General features: G+C 74.1%; 18 protein-coding genes. 8 read left to right on the forward strand and 10 right to left on the reverse strand.

All coding sequences use genetic code 11. The features are described from left to right. Window positions 1-21: 21 nt before the first annotated feature. The gene (locus tag ABZ404_RS24910; protein WP_358834245.1) at window positions 22-468 is read left to right on the forward strand and encodes a hypothetical protein; all 447 of its coding nucleotides are present in this window, start codon (window positions 22-24) and stop codon (window positions 466-468) included. Window positions 469-516: 48 nt separating this feature from the next. Here ABZ404_RS24910 and ABZ404_RS24915 read toward each other — a convergent pair whose 3' ends face one another. Both ABZ404_RS24915 and ABZ404_RS24920 read right to left on the reverse strand, forming a co-directional pair. Continuing rightward, window positions 517-1713, reverse strand: a complete 1197-nt coding sequence (locus ABZ404_RS24915) for an alcohol dehydrogenase catalytic domain-containing protein (RefSeq protein ID WP_358834246.1) — start codon at window positions 1711-1713, stop codon at window positions 517-519. A 157-nt stretch (window positions 1714-1870) separates the two neighbouring features. Continuing rightward, entirely contained in the window at window positions 1871-2368 is a 498-nt protein-coding gene (locus tag ABZ404_RS24920; RefSeq protein WP_358834247.1) for a MarR family transcriptional regulator, read from the reverse strand. A gap of 140 nt (window positions 2369-2508) precedes the next feature. Between ABZ404_RS24920 and ABZ404_RS24925 the strand changes: the two genes are divergently transcribed. Further along, window positions 2509-2859, forward strand: coding sequence for an HGxxPAAW family protein (locus ABZ404_RS24925; protein ID WP_358834248.1), 351 nt, complete (start codon window positions 2509-2511; stop codon window positions 2857-2859). Here ABZ404_RS24925 and ABZ404_RS24930 read toward each other — a convergent pair. The 8 genes from ABZ404_RS24930 to ABZ404_RS24965 form a co-directional block, all read right to left on the reverse strand. Further along, entirely contained in the window at window positions 2769-3371 is a 603-nt protein-coding gene (locus ABZ404_RS24930) for a GNAT family N-acetyltransferase (RefSeq protein ID WP_358834249.1), read from the reverse strand. The two genes, ABZ404_RS24925 and ABZ404_RS24930, sit on opposite strands and share 91 nt — an antisense overlap. Window positions 3372-3482: 111 nt before the next feature. Beyond that, entirely contained in the window at window positions 3483-3749 is a 267-nt protein-coding gene (locus tag ABZ404_RS24935; protein WP_358834250.1) for a hypothetical protein, read from the reverse strand. Between the two features lie 383 nt (window positions 3750-4132). Continuing rightward, window positions 4133-4990: an alpha/beta hydrolase gene (locus ABZ404_RS24940; protein ID WP_358834251.1), complete on the reverse strand. Its 858-nt coding sequence runs from the start codon at window positions 4988-4990 to the stop codon at window positions 4133-4135. Between the two features lie 169 nt (window positions 4991-5159). Next, window positions 5160-5354: a hypothetical protein gene (locus ABZ404_RS24945; protein ID WP_358834495.1), complete on the reverse strand. Its 195-nt coding sequence runs from the start codon at window positions 5352-5354 to the stop codon at window positions 5160-5162. Next, a complete protein-coding gene (locus ABZ404_RS24950) occupies window positions 5354-5776 on the reverse strand; it encodes a hypothetical protein (protein WP_358834494.1) in 423 nt (140 codons plus the stop codon). Before ABZ404_RS24950 ends, ABZ404_RS24945 begins: the two co-directional genes overlap by 1 nt. Window positions 5777-5821: 45 nt before the next feature. Next, window positions 5822-7285 (reverse strand): HAMP domain-containing sensor histidine kinase, encoded by a 1464-nt coding sequence (locus tag ABZ404_RS24955; RefSeq protein WP_358834493.1) that lies wholly within the window; start codon window positions 7283-7285, stop codon window positions 5822-5824. After that, complete coding sequence (locus tag ABZ404_RS24960) at window positions 7282-7977, reverse strand: response regulator transcription factor (protein ID WP_358834492.1); 696 nt, start codon at window positions 7975-7977, stop codon at window positions 7282-7284. Before ABZ404_RS24960 ends, ABZ404_RS24955 begins: the two co-directional genes overlap by 4 nt. A gap of 93 nt (window positions 7978-8070) precedes the next feature. After that, a complete protein-coding gene (locus ABZ404_RS24965) occupies window positions 8071-8952 on the reverse strand; it encodes a GNAT family N-acetyltransferase (RefSeq protein WP_358834491.1) in 882 nt (293 codons plus the stop codon). Between the two features lie 247 nt (window positions 8953-9199). On the opposite strand from ABZ404_RS24965, the gene ABZ404_RS24970 reads away from it, so the two are divergent. From ABZ404_RS24970 to ABZ404_RS24995, 6 genes are all read left to right on the forward strand, one after another. Further along, window positions 9200-9739 carry an N-acetyltransferase gene (locus ABZ404_RS24970; protein WP_358834496.1) on the forward strand — a complete coding sequence of 180 codons (540 nt, stop codon included), beginning with the start codon at window positions 9200-9202 and terminating at the stop codon, window positions 9737-9739. A 230-nt stretch (window positions 9740-9969) separates the two neighbouring features. After that, entirely contained in the window at window positions 9970-12408 is a 2439-nt protein-coding gene (locus ABZ404_RS24975; RefSeq protein ID WP_358834490.1) for an RICIN domain-containing protein, read from the forward strand. Window positions 12409-12481: 73 nt separating this feature from the next. After that, window positions 12482-14368 (forward strand): ABC transporter ATP-binding protein, encoded by a 1887-nt coding sequence (locus ABZ404_RS24980; RefSeq protein ID WP_358834489.1) that lies wholly within the window; start codon window positions 12482-12484, stop codon window positions 14366-14368. 253 nt (window positions 14369-14621) lie between these two features. Next, window positions 14622-15968 (forward strand): discoidin domain-containing protein, encoded by a 1347-nt coding sequence (locus ABZ404_RS24985; protein WP_358834488.1) that lies wholly within the window; start codon window positions 14622-14624, stop codon window positions 15966-15968. Continuing rightward, on the forward strand, window positions 15968-17203 hold the full coding sequence (locus ABZ404_RS24990) for an MFS transporter (RefSeq protein ID WP_358834487.1): 1236 nt from the start codon (window positions 15968-15970) through the stop codon (window positions 17201-17203). Before ABZ404_RS24985 ends, ABZ404_RS24990 begins: the two co-directional genes overlap by 1 nt. Then, on the forward strand, window positions 17200-18189 hold the full coding sequence (locus tag ABZ404_RS24995) for a hypothetical protein (protein ID WP_358834486.1): 990 nt from the start codon (window positions 17200-17202) through the stop codon (window positions 18187-18189). Before ABZ404_RS24990 ends, ABZ404_RS24995 begins: the two co-directional genes overlap by 4 nt. Window positions 18190-18191: the final 2 nt, after the last annotated feature.

Genomic DNA, 18191 nt, shown 5'->3' on the forward strand with positions numbered 1-18191 from the left:
TGGCTCAAAGGCGGGGGAACGATGCGGGTGGGCACGGCCGGGCAGAGCGGGCGGCGCGGGAGCGCGTGGCGGAGGCCGGGGGCGGAACACGTGGTGGGCGCGGGCGCGCTGCTGAGCGCCCTGGCCCTGGTCGAGCGCGTGCCGCGGCTCGTTCCGGCCCACGAGTACCTGTTGTGCCACGGCTCACCGGCCCTCGACCGGCTGACCCTCACGGCGCTGGGCCTGGTCCTGGCGGCGGCGGTGGCCGCCGTGGCGGGCGGCATCACCATGCAGTCCCGGCGCCTCTCGCATCCGGTCCTCCCCGTGGTGTGGCTGGCGGTCGTCGCCGCCCTCCTGGTCGCGGCGGACGGGGTCGACGCGCACGGCGAGGCGCTGGCCGCACGGCAGTCGGCGACGGGATTCGCGGCCGGCGGGTGCGACTACGTACCGCAGGACTACAGCGCCACCCCGGGCTGGTTCTTCTGGTGATCCACCGCCCGGCCGTGGCCCCTCGGGCAGGCACGCCGGACAGCCCGGTCAGGGCCGCAGCAGGATCTTGACGGCGCCGTCGGCCCCGCGGTGGAAGAGGTCGTACGCGTACGGCGCCTGCTCCAGCGGGAGGTGGTGGGTGGCGAAGTCGTCCACGCCGAGCGGGTCGTCGTCGGCGAGGAAGGACCTGATGTCCTCGCTCCAGCGGTGGACGTTGGTCCGGCCCGCCCGGAGCTGGATGTGCTTCTCGGACAGGGTCATCAGCGGCAGCGGATCGGCCGTCCCGCCGTAGTCGCCGGCGAGGGAGACCGTGCCGCCCCGGCGGACCAGGGCGAGGGCGAGACGGAGGGCGGACAGCCGGGTGGCGTCGCCGGAGGGGCGCCGCGCTTCCTCACCCCGCGTTCCGGCCGCTCCCCGGGCCTCGGCCAGGCGGGCGAGGAGGCCGTCGCCCGCCTCGGTGCCGACGGCGAGTACCACCGAGTCGGGACCGCGGCCGAAGGTGTGGGTGCCGATCGCGGCGATCAGGTCGTCCTGGGTTGCGTAGTCGCCCGGGTCGAACACCTCCACGCCCCGCTTGCGTGCCCGCGCCAGCCGTTCGGGCACCACGTCGACACCGATGGCGTGCGAGGCGCCGCGTTGCAGGGCGATCCGGCAGGCCATGTCGCCGAGCGGGCCGAGGCCGAGCACGGCCACGGTGCCGGCGGGCGGTATGTCCGCGTACTGGACCGCCTGCCAGGCGCTCGGCAGCAGGTCGGAGAGGTAGAGGAACCGGTCGTCCGGCGGCCCGTCCGGCACCGGGACGAGCCCGAACGGGGCCTGGGGCACACGCAGATACTCCGCCTGCGCGCCCGGCACCGAGCCGTACCGCCCGCCGTGGCCGACCAGCGCCGCCCCGGTGTCGTGGTCCGGGTCGCGGGTCGTCCGGCACTGTCCGGGCAGGCCCGCCGAGCACATCCAGCAGTGTCCGCAGGCGAGCTGGAACGGCACGACGACCCGGTCGCCGGGCTTCACTTCCGTGACGTCGGAGCCGGTCTCCTCGACGATCCCGACGGCTTCGTGGCCGAGGATGTCGCCCGGCCTCATGAACGGGGCGAGCGTGTCGTGCCGCTCGTACAGACGGAGGTCGAAGTCGCTCAGTGCCGTCGAGGTGACGCGCACGATGGCGTCCGTACGCTCCTGGATCACCGGTTCCGGCACGTCCTCCACCCGGACGTTCCGCTCGCCCTGCCACGTCACAGCCCTCATCGGCGGTCCCCTCCCAGTCGTCGCACCCGCGCAGCGGGACCCGCCGGGTACCCGGGCAGCGCCGTGGGAACCCGTCAGAGTCGACGGGTTCACGCCAAAAGCGCCGTCCGGTCCGCCGTCCGCGCCGCCGCCGCGACCGCCGACGGGGCCGCCGAGGTCACCCCTCGGCCGCGCCACCGCCGCCGCGGATGGCGTCGAGGGACTCCTGCATGAGCCCCTTCGCGCGCGTGAACCAGTCGGCCAGTACGGCGACCTCCGCCGGGCCGTAGTCCGCGAAGAGCGCGCCGAGGCGCTCGTAGAACGGACCGTAGACGGCGAGGACACGCGTCTGCGCGGACTCGTCCATGACCACCCGCACACGGCGGCGGTCCTGCGGATCGGGCTCGCGGTGGGCGTACCCGGCCTTCTCCAGGCGGTTGAGCACGCCGGTGATCGCGCCGGTCGTCAGGCGCGCCCGTTCGGCGAGGTCGCCCGCGGCGAGGGACTGCCCGGCCATGGAGGCCTCGATGAGGAAGCCGAGGCAGGTGAGGTCGGTGACGTTGAGGCCGAGCCGTGCCGCGATGTCCTGCTGTCCCACATGGGCGAGCGCGATCATCCGGTCCATCGCGTGCAGCGCCTGCTCCGGTGTCGCCGCCGGACGCGCCTTGCCTTCCACCAAAAATCCCCTTACCGTCTAAGATGCTTAGCTACTAAGGCATTCTATCGCGGGGCCGTGGGCTTTCCTGCCCCACCGCGCCCGCACACCTGCCCGTACCGGTCTGAGGTGTTCATATCTCAGGGGCCCGAGGAGACGACATGGGGATGCACGGCGATCACGACATGGGACATACCGTCGCCGGCTGGACCGGGACCGGGGTGGGCATGCTCGGCAGCGTCGTCACCGGTCTGGGACTCGTCGCGGGGTCCCCGGCCGGGATGCTGCTGGGCGGCGCCCTCGTCGGCGCCGCCGCGCTCGCCACCTGGACGCTGCACCTGGCCGGGTGGGGGAAGGCGTCCGGGCCGCGCCCGCCGGGGCGGCGGCACTGGCGCACGCGCGACACCGCGGCCCGCCGGGGTCACTCCGGCTGTGTGGGCTGCCGCATGGCCGGGCGCCGGGGCGCGGGTACGGCGGAAGTCGCCCCGGCGGCGGTGTCCGTGGGCCTCTGAGCGCAGGTCAGCACGCGGGTCGTGCTGCCGTCCTCCTCGGTGATGTCGCGGACGTGCGCGAAGCCGAGGCGGTCGAGGACGGCCAGGGACGCCGTGTTCGGTGCGGCGACGGTGGCGTGCACCTCGGCCAGTCCGAGGGTGTCGAAGCCGTACGAGACGATCGCCCGCGCCAGCTCCCGGCCGAGGCCGAGACCCCACGCCTCGGGGGCCAGCGCGTAGATGATCTCGTGGCCTCCCACCTGGTCGGTCCGCTTGATCTCGGCGTGCCCCACCAGCCTCCCGTTCAGGCGGACGGCCCACACGTCGAACCGCTCCTGCGGGTAGACCAGGGTGAAGACGCGCCCGAACAGGGCCCGGTCCTCCGCCTCGGAAGCGGGTCCGTCGCCCATCCACCGGGACACGCGCGTGTCCTGGAACAGCGCGACGAAGTCCTCCTCGTCCTCGGGCGTGTACCGGTCGAGGAGCAGCCGCTCGGTGCGCAGGGTGGGGGACGTGGCGGGTGTCGGGGTCACGAGCGGCGACGCTAACCGCGCACCGCGCGGACCGGCAACCGCATTTCGCGACGACCGTCCACGGACGCCCGCCGGACCCGTTCCGCCGTCCCGCCCTCGCCCCGGGCCCCGTTACAGATGCGCCGCCGTCATCGCCATCGCGAGGACGATGGTCAGCAGAGCCAGACTCATCATGGCCGCCCGGGCGGGGCTCATCCGGTCGCCCTCCCACCCCGCGCCGGAGGTGCCGGAGCGCTGGAACGCCCCGTGGTCGGCCTCCCGCAGCCGGGTGCACCACTCGCAGTCGAATCCGGGGCGGGCTGGTGTGGACAGCCAGTAGGCCCCGGTCAGTTCGGCCCGGTGCGCGGTCTCCAAGCCGTGTGCAGCGTCCCTGTCCATGCCCCGTCCAACGGCGGAGCGCGGCCGCGGGGAATGCCTGCGTCCGGTTTCGCGATCAAATCGTTGCCACCGAGCACGGTCCGGGGGGCGGACACGAGAGCGTTCTCCGCCCCTTTGTGCGCCTTCGGTGCGGTGATTCTGGCCGGGGGTTCACTGGTGGCGGGCGCGCGGCGCCTGGGATGCTGGCGGCAGGGCCTCGAAGCGGCCGCGCCTGTCCTTCGGTACGGCCGTGCGCGTGCCGGGACGCAGGGCTCCCCTCCCACTGCGTCCCCGGCACCCGGTGCCCGTTCCGCCGGCAGCGGAGCGGGCACCGACGGCCCGCCGGGCGGGATCGGCGCCCAGACCTCGGCGACCCCGTCCGCCCCGGTGGCGGCCCGGCGGGGTCAACCCACCTCGCGGCCCTCGCCCAGGAACGTGTCCACGGCCGCGACGAACCGCTCGGCGTCGTCGAGCCACGGGAAATGCCCCGCTCCCGGCTGGACGGCCGGCTCGGCGTGGGCGAAGAGCCCGGCCAGCTCGGTCATCGCGCTGGGCGGCGAGTTGAGGTCGACCTCCCCGGCCAGCACCAGGACGGGCGCGTCGAGTGCGGCGAGCGCCGCCCCTGTGGCCCGCGGATCGAACGCGCCCTCGCCGCCGAAGACCGCTGCCGCCTCCTCGTTCTTCTGCCCGTCCTCCGCGGCCCGGTGCGCCCGGGCCGTCGCGTCCCAGCGTCCGTACCAGAAGGGCGCGACGGCCTGCCAGGCGCCGTCCGTCGCCTTCCCCGCGAAGATCGACTCCAGAGCCGCGAACGCCTCCGGGAACCACGGCTCCTCCCGGCGCAGCAGCGCCGTCTCCCGCCGCGTCTCGCCCGTGACCGTGATGCCCGCCGCGATGACGCTCGGCGTGATGAGGGCGAGCTTTCCGAGGCGCTCGGGATGCCGCTCCGCGTACCGCAGGGCCAGATTCGCCCCGGCCGAATGCGCGAGCACGTCCACGCGGTCCAGCCCCAGGTGTTCGCGCAGTGCCTCGACGTCGTCGACCAGCCGGTCGCAGCGGTAGGACGCGGTGTCCCGGGGAGTCCGCGACGCGCCGGTGCCCCGGAGGTCCAGGGCGATCAGCCTCCGGTGAGCGGAGAGGCCGCCCAGATCCCCGAGGTAGGCGGAGGCCTGCATCGGGCCGCCGGGCAGGCAGATCAGCGGGGCTCCGTCCCCGTGGACGTGATAGGCGAGTTCGGTTCCGTCGTACGCGGAGAAAGAAGGCATGGCCGCGACCTTCTCAGGGCCGGTGTGCGCCGGGCAAACGCAATACCGCGCGGGCGGCGGCCCGTCGTGCCGCGGGTGCGGGCGATCGGCGGGCTTCTCACACCGCGCGCGGCCGCGCCCGGGGTGCCGCGTGGCGACCCGCCGCCGACAGGGCGGCTCGCGCACACCGCTACTTGTCGCCCCGGGCGTCCGCCTCGGCCGCGGCCGCCGCCGACTCCGCCGCGCCGACCTTCTGCTCCATCTGCCGCTCCTTGCCCGAGGGGGACTCGGAGGAAGGGGAGGGGGAGGAGGGGGAGCAGCCCGCGGCGAACGCGACGGCCAGGGCCGCGGCCGCCACGGCGTGCGGGAAGGTGCGGACGCGCATCACTTCTTCCCGTTGCCGTTGGCCGCGCACCAGGCGGTCACGTCCTTGAGGTCCTTCTGCCGCTGCTGAAGGGCCGTCACCAAGCCCTTGCGGTGCGCGAGTTTGTCGTTGAGATACGCCTCGATCGCGGTGTGTCCCTCCTTCTTGGCGTTGTCCACCCTCTGTCGCAGCCGGGCCACCGAACCCACGGTGGTCACCCCGCCGCCCAGCCGGCCGAGCGCGCGGTCGAGGCGCGCCGCGACCTTGGGCGCGCGCTCGCAGATGCCCTGGGCGCCGTCGGTCGTGGGTGCCTCGGCCGTGGTGCGCGGCGCCTTCGAGGGGGTGGAGTCGGCGAAGGCGCCGGGGGCGGTGACGGTGAGGGCGGCGGTCGCGGCGAGCGCGGCGGCGGCCGTCCGGCGGCGGGACGGGAAGGGTGTGTTCATGGATGCTGCCTCCTGGTCCACAGGATCGGTTCGGACGATTGGAGGCTAGGAGGGCTCTTTGTGGAAACTCTGTGACCGGGCGGCCGTGACGGTGAGCCAGTCCCGCTGGAGGGGGAGCGCCCCGCCCTGCGCGGGGGCGGGCGCGGGCAGCCGTACCGTACAGCGGGTCCCCCTGCGGCCGGGCCCCTCGCCGAGTTCGACGGTCCCGCCGTGCAGCGCGGCCTGCTGGGCGGCCAGGGTGAGGCCGAGTCCGGAGCCGGTGCTGCCCGGGCCCCGGTGGAAGCGGCGGAACACCTCCCGGCGGGCCCCGGGCTCGATGCCCGGGCCCCGGTCGTCCACGGTGAGCACCACCTGCCCGTCCTCGCGGCGGACCGTCACCGCGATGTCGGCCCGGCCCCGCGCGTCCCTGCCATGGGCGAGCGCGTTGCCGAGGAGGTTGTCGAGCAGGATCCGGATGCCGGGCTCCCAGCAGTGCGCCGGCGCGGGCTCCGCGTCCAGGGTGATACGGGCGTCCGGTGCCCGCCTCCGGGCCTCGGCCACCGCCGCGTCCGCCGGTTCCGCCAGGTCCAGCAGCCGGAACGCGTCCGGTTCCACCAGATCGCCCCGCCCCAGCTCGCGCAGCGCGACCAGCAGGGCGAGCAGCCGCGCGTGATCGGCCCGCAGGTCCTCGACGACTGTGGCGCGCTCCGCCTCGGCGAGCCCGGGAAGGGTCAGGACATCGAGGTTGGTGCCCATGCTCATCAGCGGGTTGCGCAGTTCGTGCGAGGCGGCCGAGGAGAAGGAGCGGGCGGTGTCCAGCGCCTGCGCGGTGCGCGCGGCCTGTTCGTCGTAGCGGGCGAGGACGGTCTGGAGGGTGGCGGCCAGATCGTCGACCTCCGTGACCCGGGTGTGCCGGTGCTCCAGCCGGGCCGCGCTCGTCCGGGGGTCGAGGCCCGCCGCGCTCCTGCCCAGCCGGCGCAGCGGCCGGGTCGCACCGCCGGCGACGGCCCACGCGAGGAGCCCGGAGAGCGGCGCGGCGAGCAGGGCGGTGGTCACCGTCCGCCTGCGGACGACGCCGAGCTGGGCCCGGTTGGCGGTGTCGGGCGCGAACACCCACAGGGTGCCGGACACCTGCGGCCCCTTCACCGGCAGCGCGTACGCCCGCCAGCCGCGCCCCGCGCCGCGCACGGTCACCGGCCCCTTCACGGTGTGCGGCAGCGGGACGGACGCGTCGGGCTGCGGGCCGCCGCTGAACACACCGTCGGGGCCGACCAGCCGTACGCCCACGTCGAGCGCGGAGGTGAGAAGCCGGCGGCGGCGGTTCTCCTCGGCGGTGGGCCGGTCCTCGGCGGCGGCCCGCAGCAGGGTGCGGGCGTCGTGGGAGAGCGCGGTGGCCCGGGTCCGCAGATGGCTGTCCTCCGCGCGGTGCAGATCGCGGGCGACCAGGGTCAGCAGCAGCCAGCCGCAGGCCAGGACCAGGACCGGCACGACCGCGCCCACCGCGAGGGCGATCCGGGTGGACAGTCTCACGGCCGCTCCCGCAGGACGAAACCCACTCCGCGCACGGTGTGGACGAGGCGCGGGGCGCCGTCGGCCTCCAGTTTGCGGCGCAGATAGCTGACGAAGGTGTCCACCGCGTCGGTGCGGACGTCGACGTCGTAGCCCCAGACCCGCTCCAGCAGTTGGTCGCGGGTGAGGACCAGGCCGGTGTTGCGGGCGAGGACTTCGAGGAGTTCGTACTCGCGGCGGGTGAGGTCGAGGAGGCGGCCGTCGCGGTGCGCGGTGCGGGCGGCGGGGTCGATGACGAGACCGCAGGCGCGCACCACGTCGTGGTCCACGGGCGGGCGCCGGCGCAGCAGCGCGCGCAGCCGCAGCACCAGCTCCTGGAGCGCGAACGGTTTGACCAGGTAGTCGTCGCCGCCCGCCTGGAGCCCGGCGATACGGTCGGCGGTCTCGTCCAGCGCCGACAGCATCAGGACGGGCAGGTCGTGCCCGGCGCCGCGCAGGGCCGTGCACACCTCGATGCCGTTCATGCCCGGCATGGACACATCGAGCACCAGCACGTCGGGCGGCACCTGGGCGACGGCGGCGAGCGCCGCGCGTCCGCCGCCGGCGGTGCGCACCCGGAAGCCGCTGAGCCGCAGGCCCCGCTCCAGCGAGCGGCGTACGGCGTGGTCGTCGTCGACCACCAGGACGTCCCCGGGCCGGTCCGGACCGCTCATCCGCCTCACCTCACTCCACGCCACCGCCCTCGCGCCGCGGCGGGGGGCCAGGGTACGACTCCTGCCTGTGGGCGCCCGGGCGGTCGGCGCGGCCTACAGGTCGAGCTGGTACTCGTGGGCGCTGTGCGTGGGGACGTAACCGAGTTCGTCGTTGACGCGCCGCATGTGGGGGTTGTTGTCCGCGGTGTCGGTGAGCAGTCCCGCGAGCCGGGGGTGGCGTGTGCGGGCCCACTGGATGGAGGCGGCCTTCATCCAGTGGGCGAGGCCGTGGCCGCGGTGTTCGGGCAGTACGGCGGTGCCGTAGTGCTGGGCGTCGCCGGTGCCGTCGCCCGGAACCACGAGCTCGGTGAAGCCGACGACCGAGCCGTCCGAGGCGTCGAGGGCCGCGACGGTGTGGAGGAGTTCGCCGCGCCCGGCGACGGCCGCGGCCGCCGCCCTGACCCGGTCGAGGTCCCAGACGACGGTGCCGAAGTCGGTGGCGCCCATCGGCATGTCGTCCATGGCCCGCCGCGAGGCGACGAAGGTGTCGGCGAGCTCGTCGGGCACCGTCCCCTCCCAGGACGTCAGCCGGTAGCCGGGGTGCGGCGTCCCGACCGCCCGGGCGAGGGCGGCGAGGTCCGCCTCGGCCGACGGCAGCCGGGTGTGGGTCAGCGTCAGCACCTTGCGGAAGCCACGGGCGGGCAGGAACGCGTCGCCGGGGGAGCCCGCCTCCGCCTGCGCGATCACGCTGCGCCGGCCCTCCCGCCGCCCGGCCTCGACGGCCGCTTCGAGCAGCCGCGACCCCACGCCCGCGCGCCGCTCGACGGGATGCACCTGGATGTCCAGCTCCGCGAGATGGTCCTGCCCGGGCCGCGTGAACAGCCGCAGGAAGGCGGAGCCGACGGGAGCGCCCTCGGCATGGGAGGCGAGCCATACGAGCCGGCGGCCGGCGCTGTTCTCGGCGGGATCGGTCAGGGCGGTGATGCGCGGTGACAAGGGTGGCTCCAGGGCGGGAAGGGCGGGGAAGGGGGTGCGTGGGACCGCGTGGCCCGACTCGCGGGCAAGGGCAGGGAGCTTCGGGCCGGGGACGGGACAGGGCGTGCACCGCGGGCCGTGTCCCGGGCGCGAATTGCCGTGCGTACGAGACGTACGGCGGCCTACGCTCGCCGCCATGACATCACATGACCAGCAGGAACGCTCCCCGATTTCGACTGTCGGAAGCAGCGCCCCCGAAGGGGAGTTGGTGATCCGCCAGGAGACGGACGCGGATCACGCGGCGGTGCGCGAGGTCCACGCGCGCGCCTTCGGTGCTGAGCCGGTGCCCGCTCTGGTGGAGGCGCTGCGCACGGCACCGGCGCCGCTGGCGCCGATGTCCTTCGTGGCCACCCTCGGCGGGCGGGTGGTCGGGCACGTGATGCTGACCGCGTCACGGCTGGACGCTCCGCGCCGGCTCCTGGACGTCCTGACGCTCTCACCGCTCGGTGTGCACCCCGACGCCCAGCGCCGGGGCATCGGCGCCCGCCTCATCGGGCACGCCCTCGCGGCGGCCGACGAGCGGGGGGTGCCGCTGGTGTTCCTGGAGGGGGCGCCGGTGTACTACCGCACGCGCGGCTTCGAGGCGGCGAGCCCGCTGGGCTTCCGCGCACCGTCCCTGCGCATCCCCGACGCCGCGTTCCAGGTCGCCCGGCTGTCCGCGTACGAGCCGTGGATGACGGGAACCCTGGTCTACTCGGACACCTTCTGGGCGCTCGACTGCGTGGGTCTGCGCGACCCCGAGGCCTGAACGGGCCGTGCCGCCACACCTCTTCAGGGCCCGCCGACCGGCGGGCCCTTTCGCGTGGCCGCGCTCCCCACGCCGTTCGACGGGAAGCCAACAATTACCCCACCGCGCCCGGGCACTTGACGCCCCACGCCCCCCTTCCTAGTGTTTGCTGCTGCTCAGTTGAGTTCGCTTGTGATCGAAAATGTGCGTGCATGTAGTGATTCCCCCCTGTCAGAGAGGGTCGCACCACGATGAGATCCCTTCCCCGCGCCCTGCTCGCGGTCCTGCTGCTGTGCCTGTCGCTCACCACCGTCCCGCAGGCGGCCGGAGCGGCACGCGCCGCCCCCGGGACCACCGCCGCCGGCACCGACATCACCGTCGACGGGGCTTCCCCCGGCCGCGTCTTCGACGGTGTCGGAGCGATCAGCGGAGGCGGCGGCAACACCCGGCTGCTCCTCGACTACCCGGAACCGCAGCGCGGCCAGATCCTCGACTACCTCTTCAAGCCCGGCTACGGCGCCGCTCTGCACATCCTCAAAGTCGAGATCGGCGGCGACACCAACTCCACGGACGGCGCCGAGTCCTCCATCGAGCACACCCGGGGCAGCGTCAACTGCTCCAACGGGTACGAGTGGTGGCTGATGGAACAGGCCAGGGCCCGCAACCCCGGCATCAAACTCGCGGCCCTCTCCTGGGGAGCACCCGGCTGGGTGGGCAACGGCACCTTCTGGTCCCAGGACATGATCGACTACCTGATGGCCTGGCTCGGCTGCGCCAAGCAGCACCACCTCACCATCGACTACCTCGGCGGCTGGAACGAGCGCGGCTTCAACGCCGCCTGGTACAAGAACCTGCACGCCACCCTCGCCGCCCAGGGGTACGCCACCAAGGTCGTCGGCGCCGACGACGGCTGGCAGATCGCCACCGCCATGCGCGGCGACAGCGCCCTCAACGACGCCGTCGACATCGTGGGCGCCCACTACCCGTGCGGCTACATGTCCGCCATGACCAGCTGCTCGACCACCCCGGACGCGCTGGCCACCGGCAAACAGCTCTGGGCGAGCGAGAACGGCTCCGAGGACGCGGCCACCGGTGCCGCCCCGATGGCCCGCGCCATCAACCGCGGCTATCTGGACGCCCGGATGACCGCCTTCATCAACTGGCCGGTGGTGGCCGCGCTCTACCCCAACCTCTCGTTCAACAGCATGGGCCTGGTGACGGCCAACCAGCCCTGGTCGGGGGCGTACAGCGTGGACCGCAGCGCCTGGGCGACCGCGCAGACCACCCAGTTCACCGCGCCGGGCTGGCAGTACCTCGACACCGCCTCCGGCTACCTCGGCGGCAACCGCTCCAACGGCAGCTACGTCAGCTACGCCGCGCCGGGCCGAGCCGCCTGGTCCACCGTGTTCGAGACGATGGACGCGACCGCCGAGCAGACCGTCACCCTGAAGGTGTCCGGCGGACTGCCCGGCGGCGCCCTGCACGTGTGGTCCACCGACTTCTCCACCAACGCCGCCACCGCCCACCTGGTGCCCGGACCCGACCTCACCCCCACCTCGGGCACGTACCGGCTCACACTGCGGCCCGGCCACCTCTACACCGTCACCACCACGACCGGACAGGGCGCGGGCACGGCCGCCGCGCCGCAGCGCGCCCCGCTCTCCCTGCCGTACGCGGACACGCTCGCCGGGACCGCCACCGGACAGGAGGCGCGGTACCTCGCCGCGATGAACGGCGCCTTCGAGACCGCGCCCTGTGCGAGCGGACGCACCGGCCGCTGCCTGCGCCAGCAGGCCCCGACCACACCCATCCGCTGGACGAACGAGTCACGGCCGCAGCCCTACGCGGTGCTGGGCGACGTGAACTGGACCGACTACACCGTCCGTACGGACGCGCTCCTGGAACAGCAGGGGGCCGTCGAACTGCTCGGCCGGGTCGGCACCCAGGGCCGCAACAACAACGGCCTCAACGCCTACCACCTGCGCGTCGCGGACACCGGTGCCTGGTCGCTGCTGCGCACCGACACCGCCTGGTCCACCACCACCCTGGCGAGCGGCACGGTCGCGGCTCCCGGCCCGAAGACCTGGCACACCCTGGCGCTCACCTTCCAGGGCGCCACCATCACCGCAAAGCTCGACGCGGCCACCCTCGCCACCGTCACCGACGCCGAGTACGGCGCGGGCCAGGTCGGCCTCGGCACCGCGGGCTACTACGGCGCCCAGTTCGCCAACCTGAGCATCACCCCCGGTACGACGGCGCCGCTCGACGGCACGTACCAGCTCGTCAACGCCAACAGCGGCCAGCTCCTGGACGCCTCCGGGCAGGGCACCGCCGACGGCACCCCGGTCATCCAGTGGTCGGACAACGGTGGCACCAACCAGCGGTGGCGGCTCGCCTCGACGGGCGACGGCTACTACACCGTCACCGGCGTGGCCAGCGGCAAACGCCTCGACGTGCCCGACCGCAGCGTGGTGCCGGGAGCGCAGCTCGACCTGTGGACCGCCAACGGAGGAGCCAACCAGCAGTGGCGCATCACCCCCGGCAAACGCGGCTGCCACACCCTGGAGTCCCGCCTCGACGGCCATCTCGCGGACGTCAGCGGCGGCTCGCTCGTCCTGGGCGCCCAGGTGATCCAATGGCCCGCGAACGGGGCCGCCAACCAGTGCTGGAGGCTGGTCAAGGTGGGCTGACCGGCGGGCCCGGCGGCGGGCCGATTCGGGAAACGCTTGACCTCGACTTAACTAGAGGTCGTACGTTCCTCGTATGAGTATGGAAACCACCGCGTGGACACAGCTCCACAACGTCATCACCGCGCAGCAGGAACGACGTCCGTTCAACCGCGCCACCCTGCGACGCATCGCTGTGTTCGCGCGGCCCCACCGCCGCCGCATCGCCCTGTTCCTCGTGCTGAGCATCGCCACGGCGCTCCTGGCGGTGGCCACCCCGCTCCTCGCCGGGCGTGTCGTCAACGCGATCGTCGGCGGCGAGGAGACGGGGACCGTCACCCGGCTGGCCCTGCTGATCGCCGTGATCGCGCTCGCCGAGGCGGCCCTGGGCGTGGTCGGCCGATGGCTGTCCGCGACGCTCGGCGAAGGCCTCATCCTCGACCTGCGCACGGCCGTCTTCGATCACGTCCAGCGCATGCCGGTCGCCTTCTTCACCCGCACCCGCACCGGCGCCCTGGTCAGCCGCCTGAACAACGACGTCATCGGCGCCCAGCGCGCCTTCAGCAACACCCTCTCCGGGGTGGTCAGCAACCTGGTGACGCTGCTGCTCACCCTCGCCGTGATGCTCGGCATCTCCTGGCAGATCACCCTGCTCGCGCTGGTCCTGCTGCCCGTCTTCGTGCTGCCCGCGCGCCGTATGGGCACCCGGATGGCCCGGCTCCAGCGCGAGGCCGCCGAGCACAACGCCGCCATGGGCACCCGGATGACCGAGCGGTTCTCGGCGCCCGGCGCGACCCTGGTCAAACTGTTCGGCCGGCCCGGCGACGAGTCCGCCGAGTTCGCCGCCCGCGCCGGGCGGGTCCGCGACATCGGCGTCCGTACCGCGATGGCGCAGTCCGCCTTCATCACCGCCCTCACCCTCGTCTCCGCCCTCGCGCTCGCCCTGGTCTACGGACTCGGCGGCTACTACGCCCTGCACGGCGAGCTCGAAGCGGGCGCGGTCGTCTCCCTCGCCCTGCTCCTCACCCGCCTCTACGCGCCGCTCACCGCGCTCGCCGGCGCCCGGGTGGAGGTCATGAGCGCGCTCGTCAGCTTCGAGCGGGTCTTCGAGGTCCTGGACCTCAAGCCCCTCATCGCCGAGAAGCCGCAGCCCCGGACGGTGCCCGACGGGCCGGTCTCCGTCGAGTTCGACGACGTGCGGTTCGGCTACCCCTCCGCCGACAAGGTCTCGCTCGCCTCCCTCGAAGAGGTCGCCGGCCTCGACACCCGAGGGGGAGCCGAGGTGCTGCACGGCATCTCCTTCCGCGCCGAACCCGGCCAGATGGTCGCCCTGGTGGGCTCCTCCGGCGCCGGCAAGTCGACGGTCGCCCAACTGCTGCCGCGGCTGTACGACGCGGACTCCGGCGCGGTACGCCTCGGCGGCGTCGACGTACGGGACCTGAGCGCCGAGTCGATCCGCGACACCGTCGGCATGGTCACCCAGGACGGCCACCTCTTCCACGAGTCGGTCCGCTCCAACCTGCTGCTCGCCCGCCCGGACGCGGCCGAGGAGGACCTCTGGGACGCCCTGCGCCGGGCCCGCCTCGACGGTCTGGTCGCCTCCCTGCCCGACGGGCTCGACACCGTCGTCGGCGAACGCGGCTACCGGCTCTCCGGCGGCGAGCGCCAGCGGCTGACCATCGCCCGGCTGCTCCTCGCCCGCCAGCGCGTCGTCATCCTCGACGAGGCCACCGCCCACCTCGACAACACCTCCGAGGCGGCCGTGCAGGAGGCCCTCGGCGAGGCGCTGGAGGGCCGCACCGCCGTCGTGATCGCCCACCGCCTGTCCACGATCCGGTCCGCCGACCTCATCCTCGTGGTGGAGAACGGCCGCATCGTGGAACGCGGCACCCACGACGAACTCCTCGCCCGCGACGGCCGCTACCAGGAGCTCTACCGCACCCAGTTCACCCGCCCCGGGGACGCGCCGGCCGAACTCGGCTGACGGCCGGGGGGCCGCTCCCGTGCCGCCCGCACGGTGCTGTCCGGCCGTCGTGCCGGACTACTGGTAGGAAACCTTACGATCCGCTACGCTCCCCGGCGGCGGCTTGGCGCGGTGCCCGTCCCCGTGGGCATGACGCGCTCAGCGAGAGCTCTGACCCGGCTGCCGTGGCGCTGCCCCCTGCCCGTGCGGGCGGGGGGCGGGGCCGCGCACCGGTGTCCAGCTCTCGCCGTTCACCCAGCCACGGAGTCCAGGTATGCGCCTGAACACCCCCGCCCCCCTCCGCCTCCTCCCACGCGGCCGGGCCCTCACCCTCGTCCTCGCCGCCGTGCTCGTCCTCCTCGCCGGGCTGCTGCTCGCCTGGCCCGGACGGGCCGGGGCCGCCGCCGACCCCCTCATCTCGCGCGGGAAGCCCGCCACCGCCTCCTCCACCGAAACCTCCTCCCTCGCCGCCAAGAACGCCTTCGACGGCGACACCGCCACCCGCTGGGCCAGCGCCGAGGGCAAGGACCCGCAGTGGATCCGCGTCGACCTCGGCGCCACGGCCGCCATCAGCCGCGTCAAGCTCAGCTGGGAGGCCGCCTACGCCAAGGCCTACCGCGTCGAGGTGTCCGAGGACGGCGCGTCCTGGACCCCGCTCGCCGAGGAGAAGGCGGGCAACGGCGGCACCGACGACTGGACCGGACTGTCCGGCAAGGGCAGGTACCTGCGCGTCTACGGCACGGCACGCGCCACCGCGTACGGCTACTCGCTCTACGAGGCCGAGGTGTACGGCACCGTCGACGGCGGCCCGCCGCCCGGCGGCGCCTTCACCGTGGTCGCGGCCGGTGACATAGCCGCCCAGTGCACGGCCTCCGACAGCGGCTGCGCCCATCCCAAGACCGCCGCGCTCGCCCAGCGGATCGACCCGAAGTTCTACCTCACGATGGGCGACAACCAGTACGACGACGCCCGCATAGCCGACTACCGCGCCTACTACGACAAGACGTGGGGAGCCTTCAAGGCCAAGACCCACCCCATCCCCGGCAACCACGAGACGTACGACCCGGCCGGCTCCCTCGCCGGCTACAAGGCGTACTTCGGCAGCATCGCCTACCCGCAGGGCAAGAGCTACTACAGCTTCGACGAGGGCAACTGGCACTTCATCGCCCTCGACTCCAACTCCTTCGACCAGGCCGCCCAGATCAACTGGCTCAAGGCCGACCTCGCCGCCACCGGCAAGCAGTGCGTCGCCGCCTACTGGCACCACCCGCTGTACTCCTCCGGCGGCCACGGCAACGACCCGGTCTCCAAGCCCGTCTGGAAGCTCCTCTACGGCGCCAGGGCCGACCTCGTCCTCAACGGACACGACCACCACTACGAGCGGTTCGCCCCCCAGGACCCCGACGGCAGGGCGACCGCCGACGGCATCGTGGAGATCGTCGGCGGCATGGGCGGCGCCGAGCCGTACCCCATCGAGCAGGTCCAGCCCAACAGCCAGAAGCGGATCAGCGGCCAGTACGGCGTGCTGAAGCTGGAGTTCACCGATTCCGGGTACCAATGGACCTACGTCGGCACCGACGGGCAGGTCAAGGACACCAGCCCCAAGTACGGCTGCCACTGATGTACCTGGCCACCACCGGCCGCCCGGACGCGCCGCCCCGCACCTCGGGTGCGGGACGGCGCGTCCCCGGCACCGTCCTCGCGCTCGGCGCGGTCAGCCTCGTCACCGACGTCTCCTCCGAGATGGTCACGGCGGTGCTGCCGCTCTACCTGGTCCTGGGCCTCGGCCTCTCCCCGCTCCAGTTCGGCTTCCTGGACGGCATGTTCAACGGCGCCACCGCGCTCGTACGGCTCCTCGGCGGGCGGCTCGCCGACCGCGGCGGCCGGCACAAGCGCGTCGCCGGCGCCGGCTACCTGCTCTCCACGCTCTCCCGGCTCGGCCTGCTCCTCGCCGGCGGCGCCACCGCCGGCATCGCCGCGGCCCTCGCCGCCGACCGGCTCGGCAAGGGCATCCGCACCGCCCCGCGCGACGCCCTCATCTCCCTGAGCGGCCCGCCGCAGACGCTGGGCCGCTCCTTCGGCGTCCACCGCGCCATGGACACCACGGGCGCGCTCCTCGGGCCGCTCGCCGCCTTCGCCGTCCTCCAGGCGACCACCGACGCCTACGACGCGGTGTTCGTGGTCAGCTTCTGCACCGGCCTGCTGGGCGTGGTCCTGCTCGCGGTGTACGTCCCGGGCGCCTCCCGCACGGCGCCCGCACCCATGACCCCCCGCCCGCGCACGGCCCTGCGCGACCCGGTCTTCCGCCGCGTGCTGTACGCGACCGCCCTGCTCGGCGCCGCCACCATCGGGGACTCCTTCGTCTACCTGCTGCTCCAGCGCGGCCTCGACCTGCCGACCGCCCTGTTCCCGCTGCTGCCCCTGGGCCCCGCCGCGGGCTATCTGCTGCTCTCCGTCCCGGTGGGCCGGATGGCCGACCGGACCGGGCGGCGGCTGCCGTTCCTGGTCGGGCACGCGGCCCTGCTCGGCGCGTACGCCCTGCTGCTCGCCCCGATCGCCCGGCCCACCGCCGTGGCCGTACTCGCCCTCCTCGGCGTCTTCTACGCGGCCACGGACGGCGTGCTGATGGCGCTCGCGGGACCGCTGCTGCCCGCCCACGGCCGCGCGGGCGGCCTCGCGGTGCTCCAGACCGGCCAGGCGCTGGCCCGGCTCCTCGGCGCGGCCGGGTTCGGGGCCGCCTGGACCCTGTGGGGGCAGCGGCCCGCCCTGTGGCTGGCGGGGGCGGCGCTCGCCGCCGCGCTCCTGGCCGCCTGGCGTGTCCTGCCCGCCGCCGTACCCGCCGAGGAGGCGTCGTGAAGCCCGTCCACCGCCGTCTGCGGCTCGCCCTCGTCGTCGTCGCCGTGCTCCTGCTGGCGGGCGGCTCCCTCGGTTACGTCCTGCACGCCCGGCACCGCGACCAGCCGTCCCGGCAGACCGCGGCCGACAGTTCGTTCGGCCTCGACGTGCCCGGCCTGTACTTCCGTGACTCGGCCACCGGACGGGTCGCGCGCCTGCCGGAAGGAGGGGCCGGGCGGGCCGTCGGCGGCCCGTCCTGCGATCGCTTCCACGCGGCGGGCGAGCGCGCCCTGTGCCTGCGCAAGCTGCCGGGCCTGCCCGCCCGTACCCAGGCACTCGTGCTGGACCGGCGGCTGCGCGAGGTGCGGCGGGTGACCGTGCCCGGCATCCCCAACCGGGCCCGCGTCTCCGCCTCGGGACAGCTGCTGTCCTGGACCGCGTTCGCCGTCGGCGACTCGTACGCCGCCTCCGGGTTCTCCACCCGGACCTCGATCCTGGACCTGCGCACCGGCTACCTCATCAAGTCGATCGAGGACATCCCGCTGACCGTCGACGGCGTCCGCTACCACGCACCGGACGTCAACTACTGGGGCGTCACCTTCGCCCGCGACGACAACCGCTTCTACGCCACCGTCTCCAGCCGGGGCCGCACCCGCCTCGTCGAGGGCGACCTGCGGAACTGGTCGGCGAAGGCCCTGCGCGAGAACGTCGAATGCCCCTCCCTGTCGCCGGACGGGACCCGCCTCGCCTTCAAGAAGAAGGTCTCCGGCGACCCCCGGGCGCCCTGGCGGCTGTACGTCCTCGACCTCGCGAGCATGCGCGAACATCCCCTGGCGGAGCGGCACAGCGTCGACGACCAGGCCGCGTGGCTGGACGACGCGACCGTGGGCTACGCCCTGCCGGGCGGCGGCGGGCACACCGGCGACATCTGGTCGGTCCCGGCGGACGGCACGGGCGAGGCCCGCCGGGTGGCGGCCGGCGGCTCCTCCCCGGTGGCCGTCGGGTGACG

Source organism: Streptomyces sp. NPDC005878 (assembly GCF_040629815.1).
Taxonomy (GTDB): Bacteria; Actinomycetota; Actinomycetes; order Streptomycetales; family Streptomycetaceae; genus Streptomyces.

Bases quoted from the DNA above. Each gene is read 5' to 3' on its own strand.
- ABZ404_RS24910 (WP_358834245.1), top strand. From the start codon at position 22: ATGCGGGTGGGCACGGCCGGGCAGAGCGGGCGGCGCGGGAGCGCGTGG.
- ABZ404_RS24975 (WP_358834490.1), top strand. From the start codon at position 9,970: ATGAGATCCCTTCCCCGCGCCCTGCTCGCGGTCCTGCTGCTGTGCCTG.
- ABZ404_RS24960 (WP_358834492.1), bottom strand. From the start codon at position 7,977: ATGAGCGGTCCGGACCGGCCCGGGGACGTCCTGGTGGTCGACGACGAC.
- ABZ404_RS24940 (WP_358834251.1), bottom strand. From the start codon at position 4,990: ATGCCTTCTTTCTCCGCGTACGACGGAACCGAACTCGCCTATCACGTC.
- ABZ404_RS24925 (WP_358834248.1), top strand. From the start codon at position 2,509: ATGGGGATGCACGGCGATCACGACATGGGACATACCGTCGCCGGCTGG.
- ABZ404_RS24985 (WP_358834488.1), top strand. From the start codon at position 14,622: ATGCGCCTGAACACCCCCGCCCCCCTCCGCCTCCTCCCACGCGGCCGG.
- ABZ404_RS24980 (WP_358834489.1), top strand. From the start codon at position 12,482: ATGAGTATGGAAACCACCGCGTGGACACAGCTCCACAACGTCATCACC.
- ABZ404_RS24990 (WP_358834487.1), top strand. From the start codon at position 15,968: ATGTACCTGGCCACCACCGGCCGCCCGGACGCGCCGCCCCGCACCTCG.
- ABZ404_RS24950 (WP_358834494.1), bottom strand. From the start codon at position 5,776: ATGAACACACCCTTCCCGTCCCGCCGCCGGACGGCCGCCGCCGCGCTC.
- ABZ404_RS24915 (WP_358834246.1), bottom strand. From the start codon at position 1,713: ATGAGGGCTGTGACGTGGCAGGGCGAGCGGAACGTCCGGGTGGAGGAC.
- ABZ404_RS24945 (WP_358834495.1), bottom strand. From the start codon at position 5,354: ATGCGCGTCCGCACCTTCCCGCACGCCGTGGCGGCCGCGGCCCTGGCC.
- ABZ404_RS24935 (WP_358834250.1), bottom strand. From the start codon at position 3,749: ATGGACAGGGACGCTGCACACGGCTTGGAGACCGCGCACCGGGCCGAA.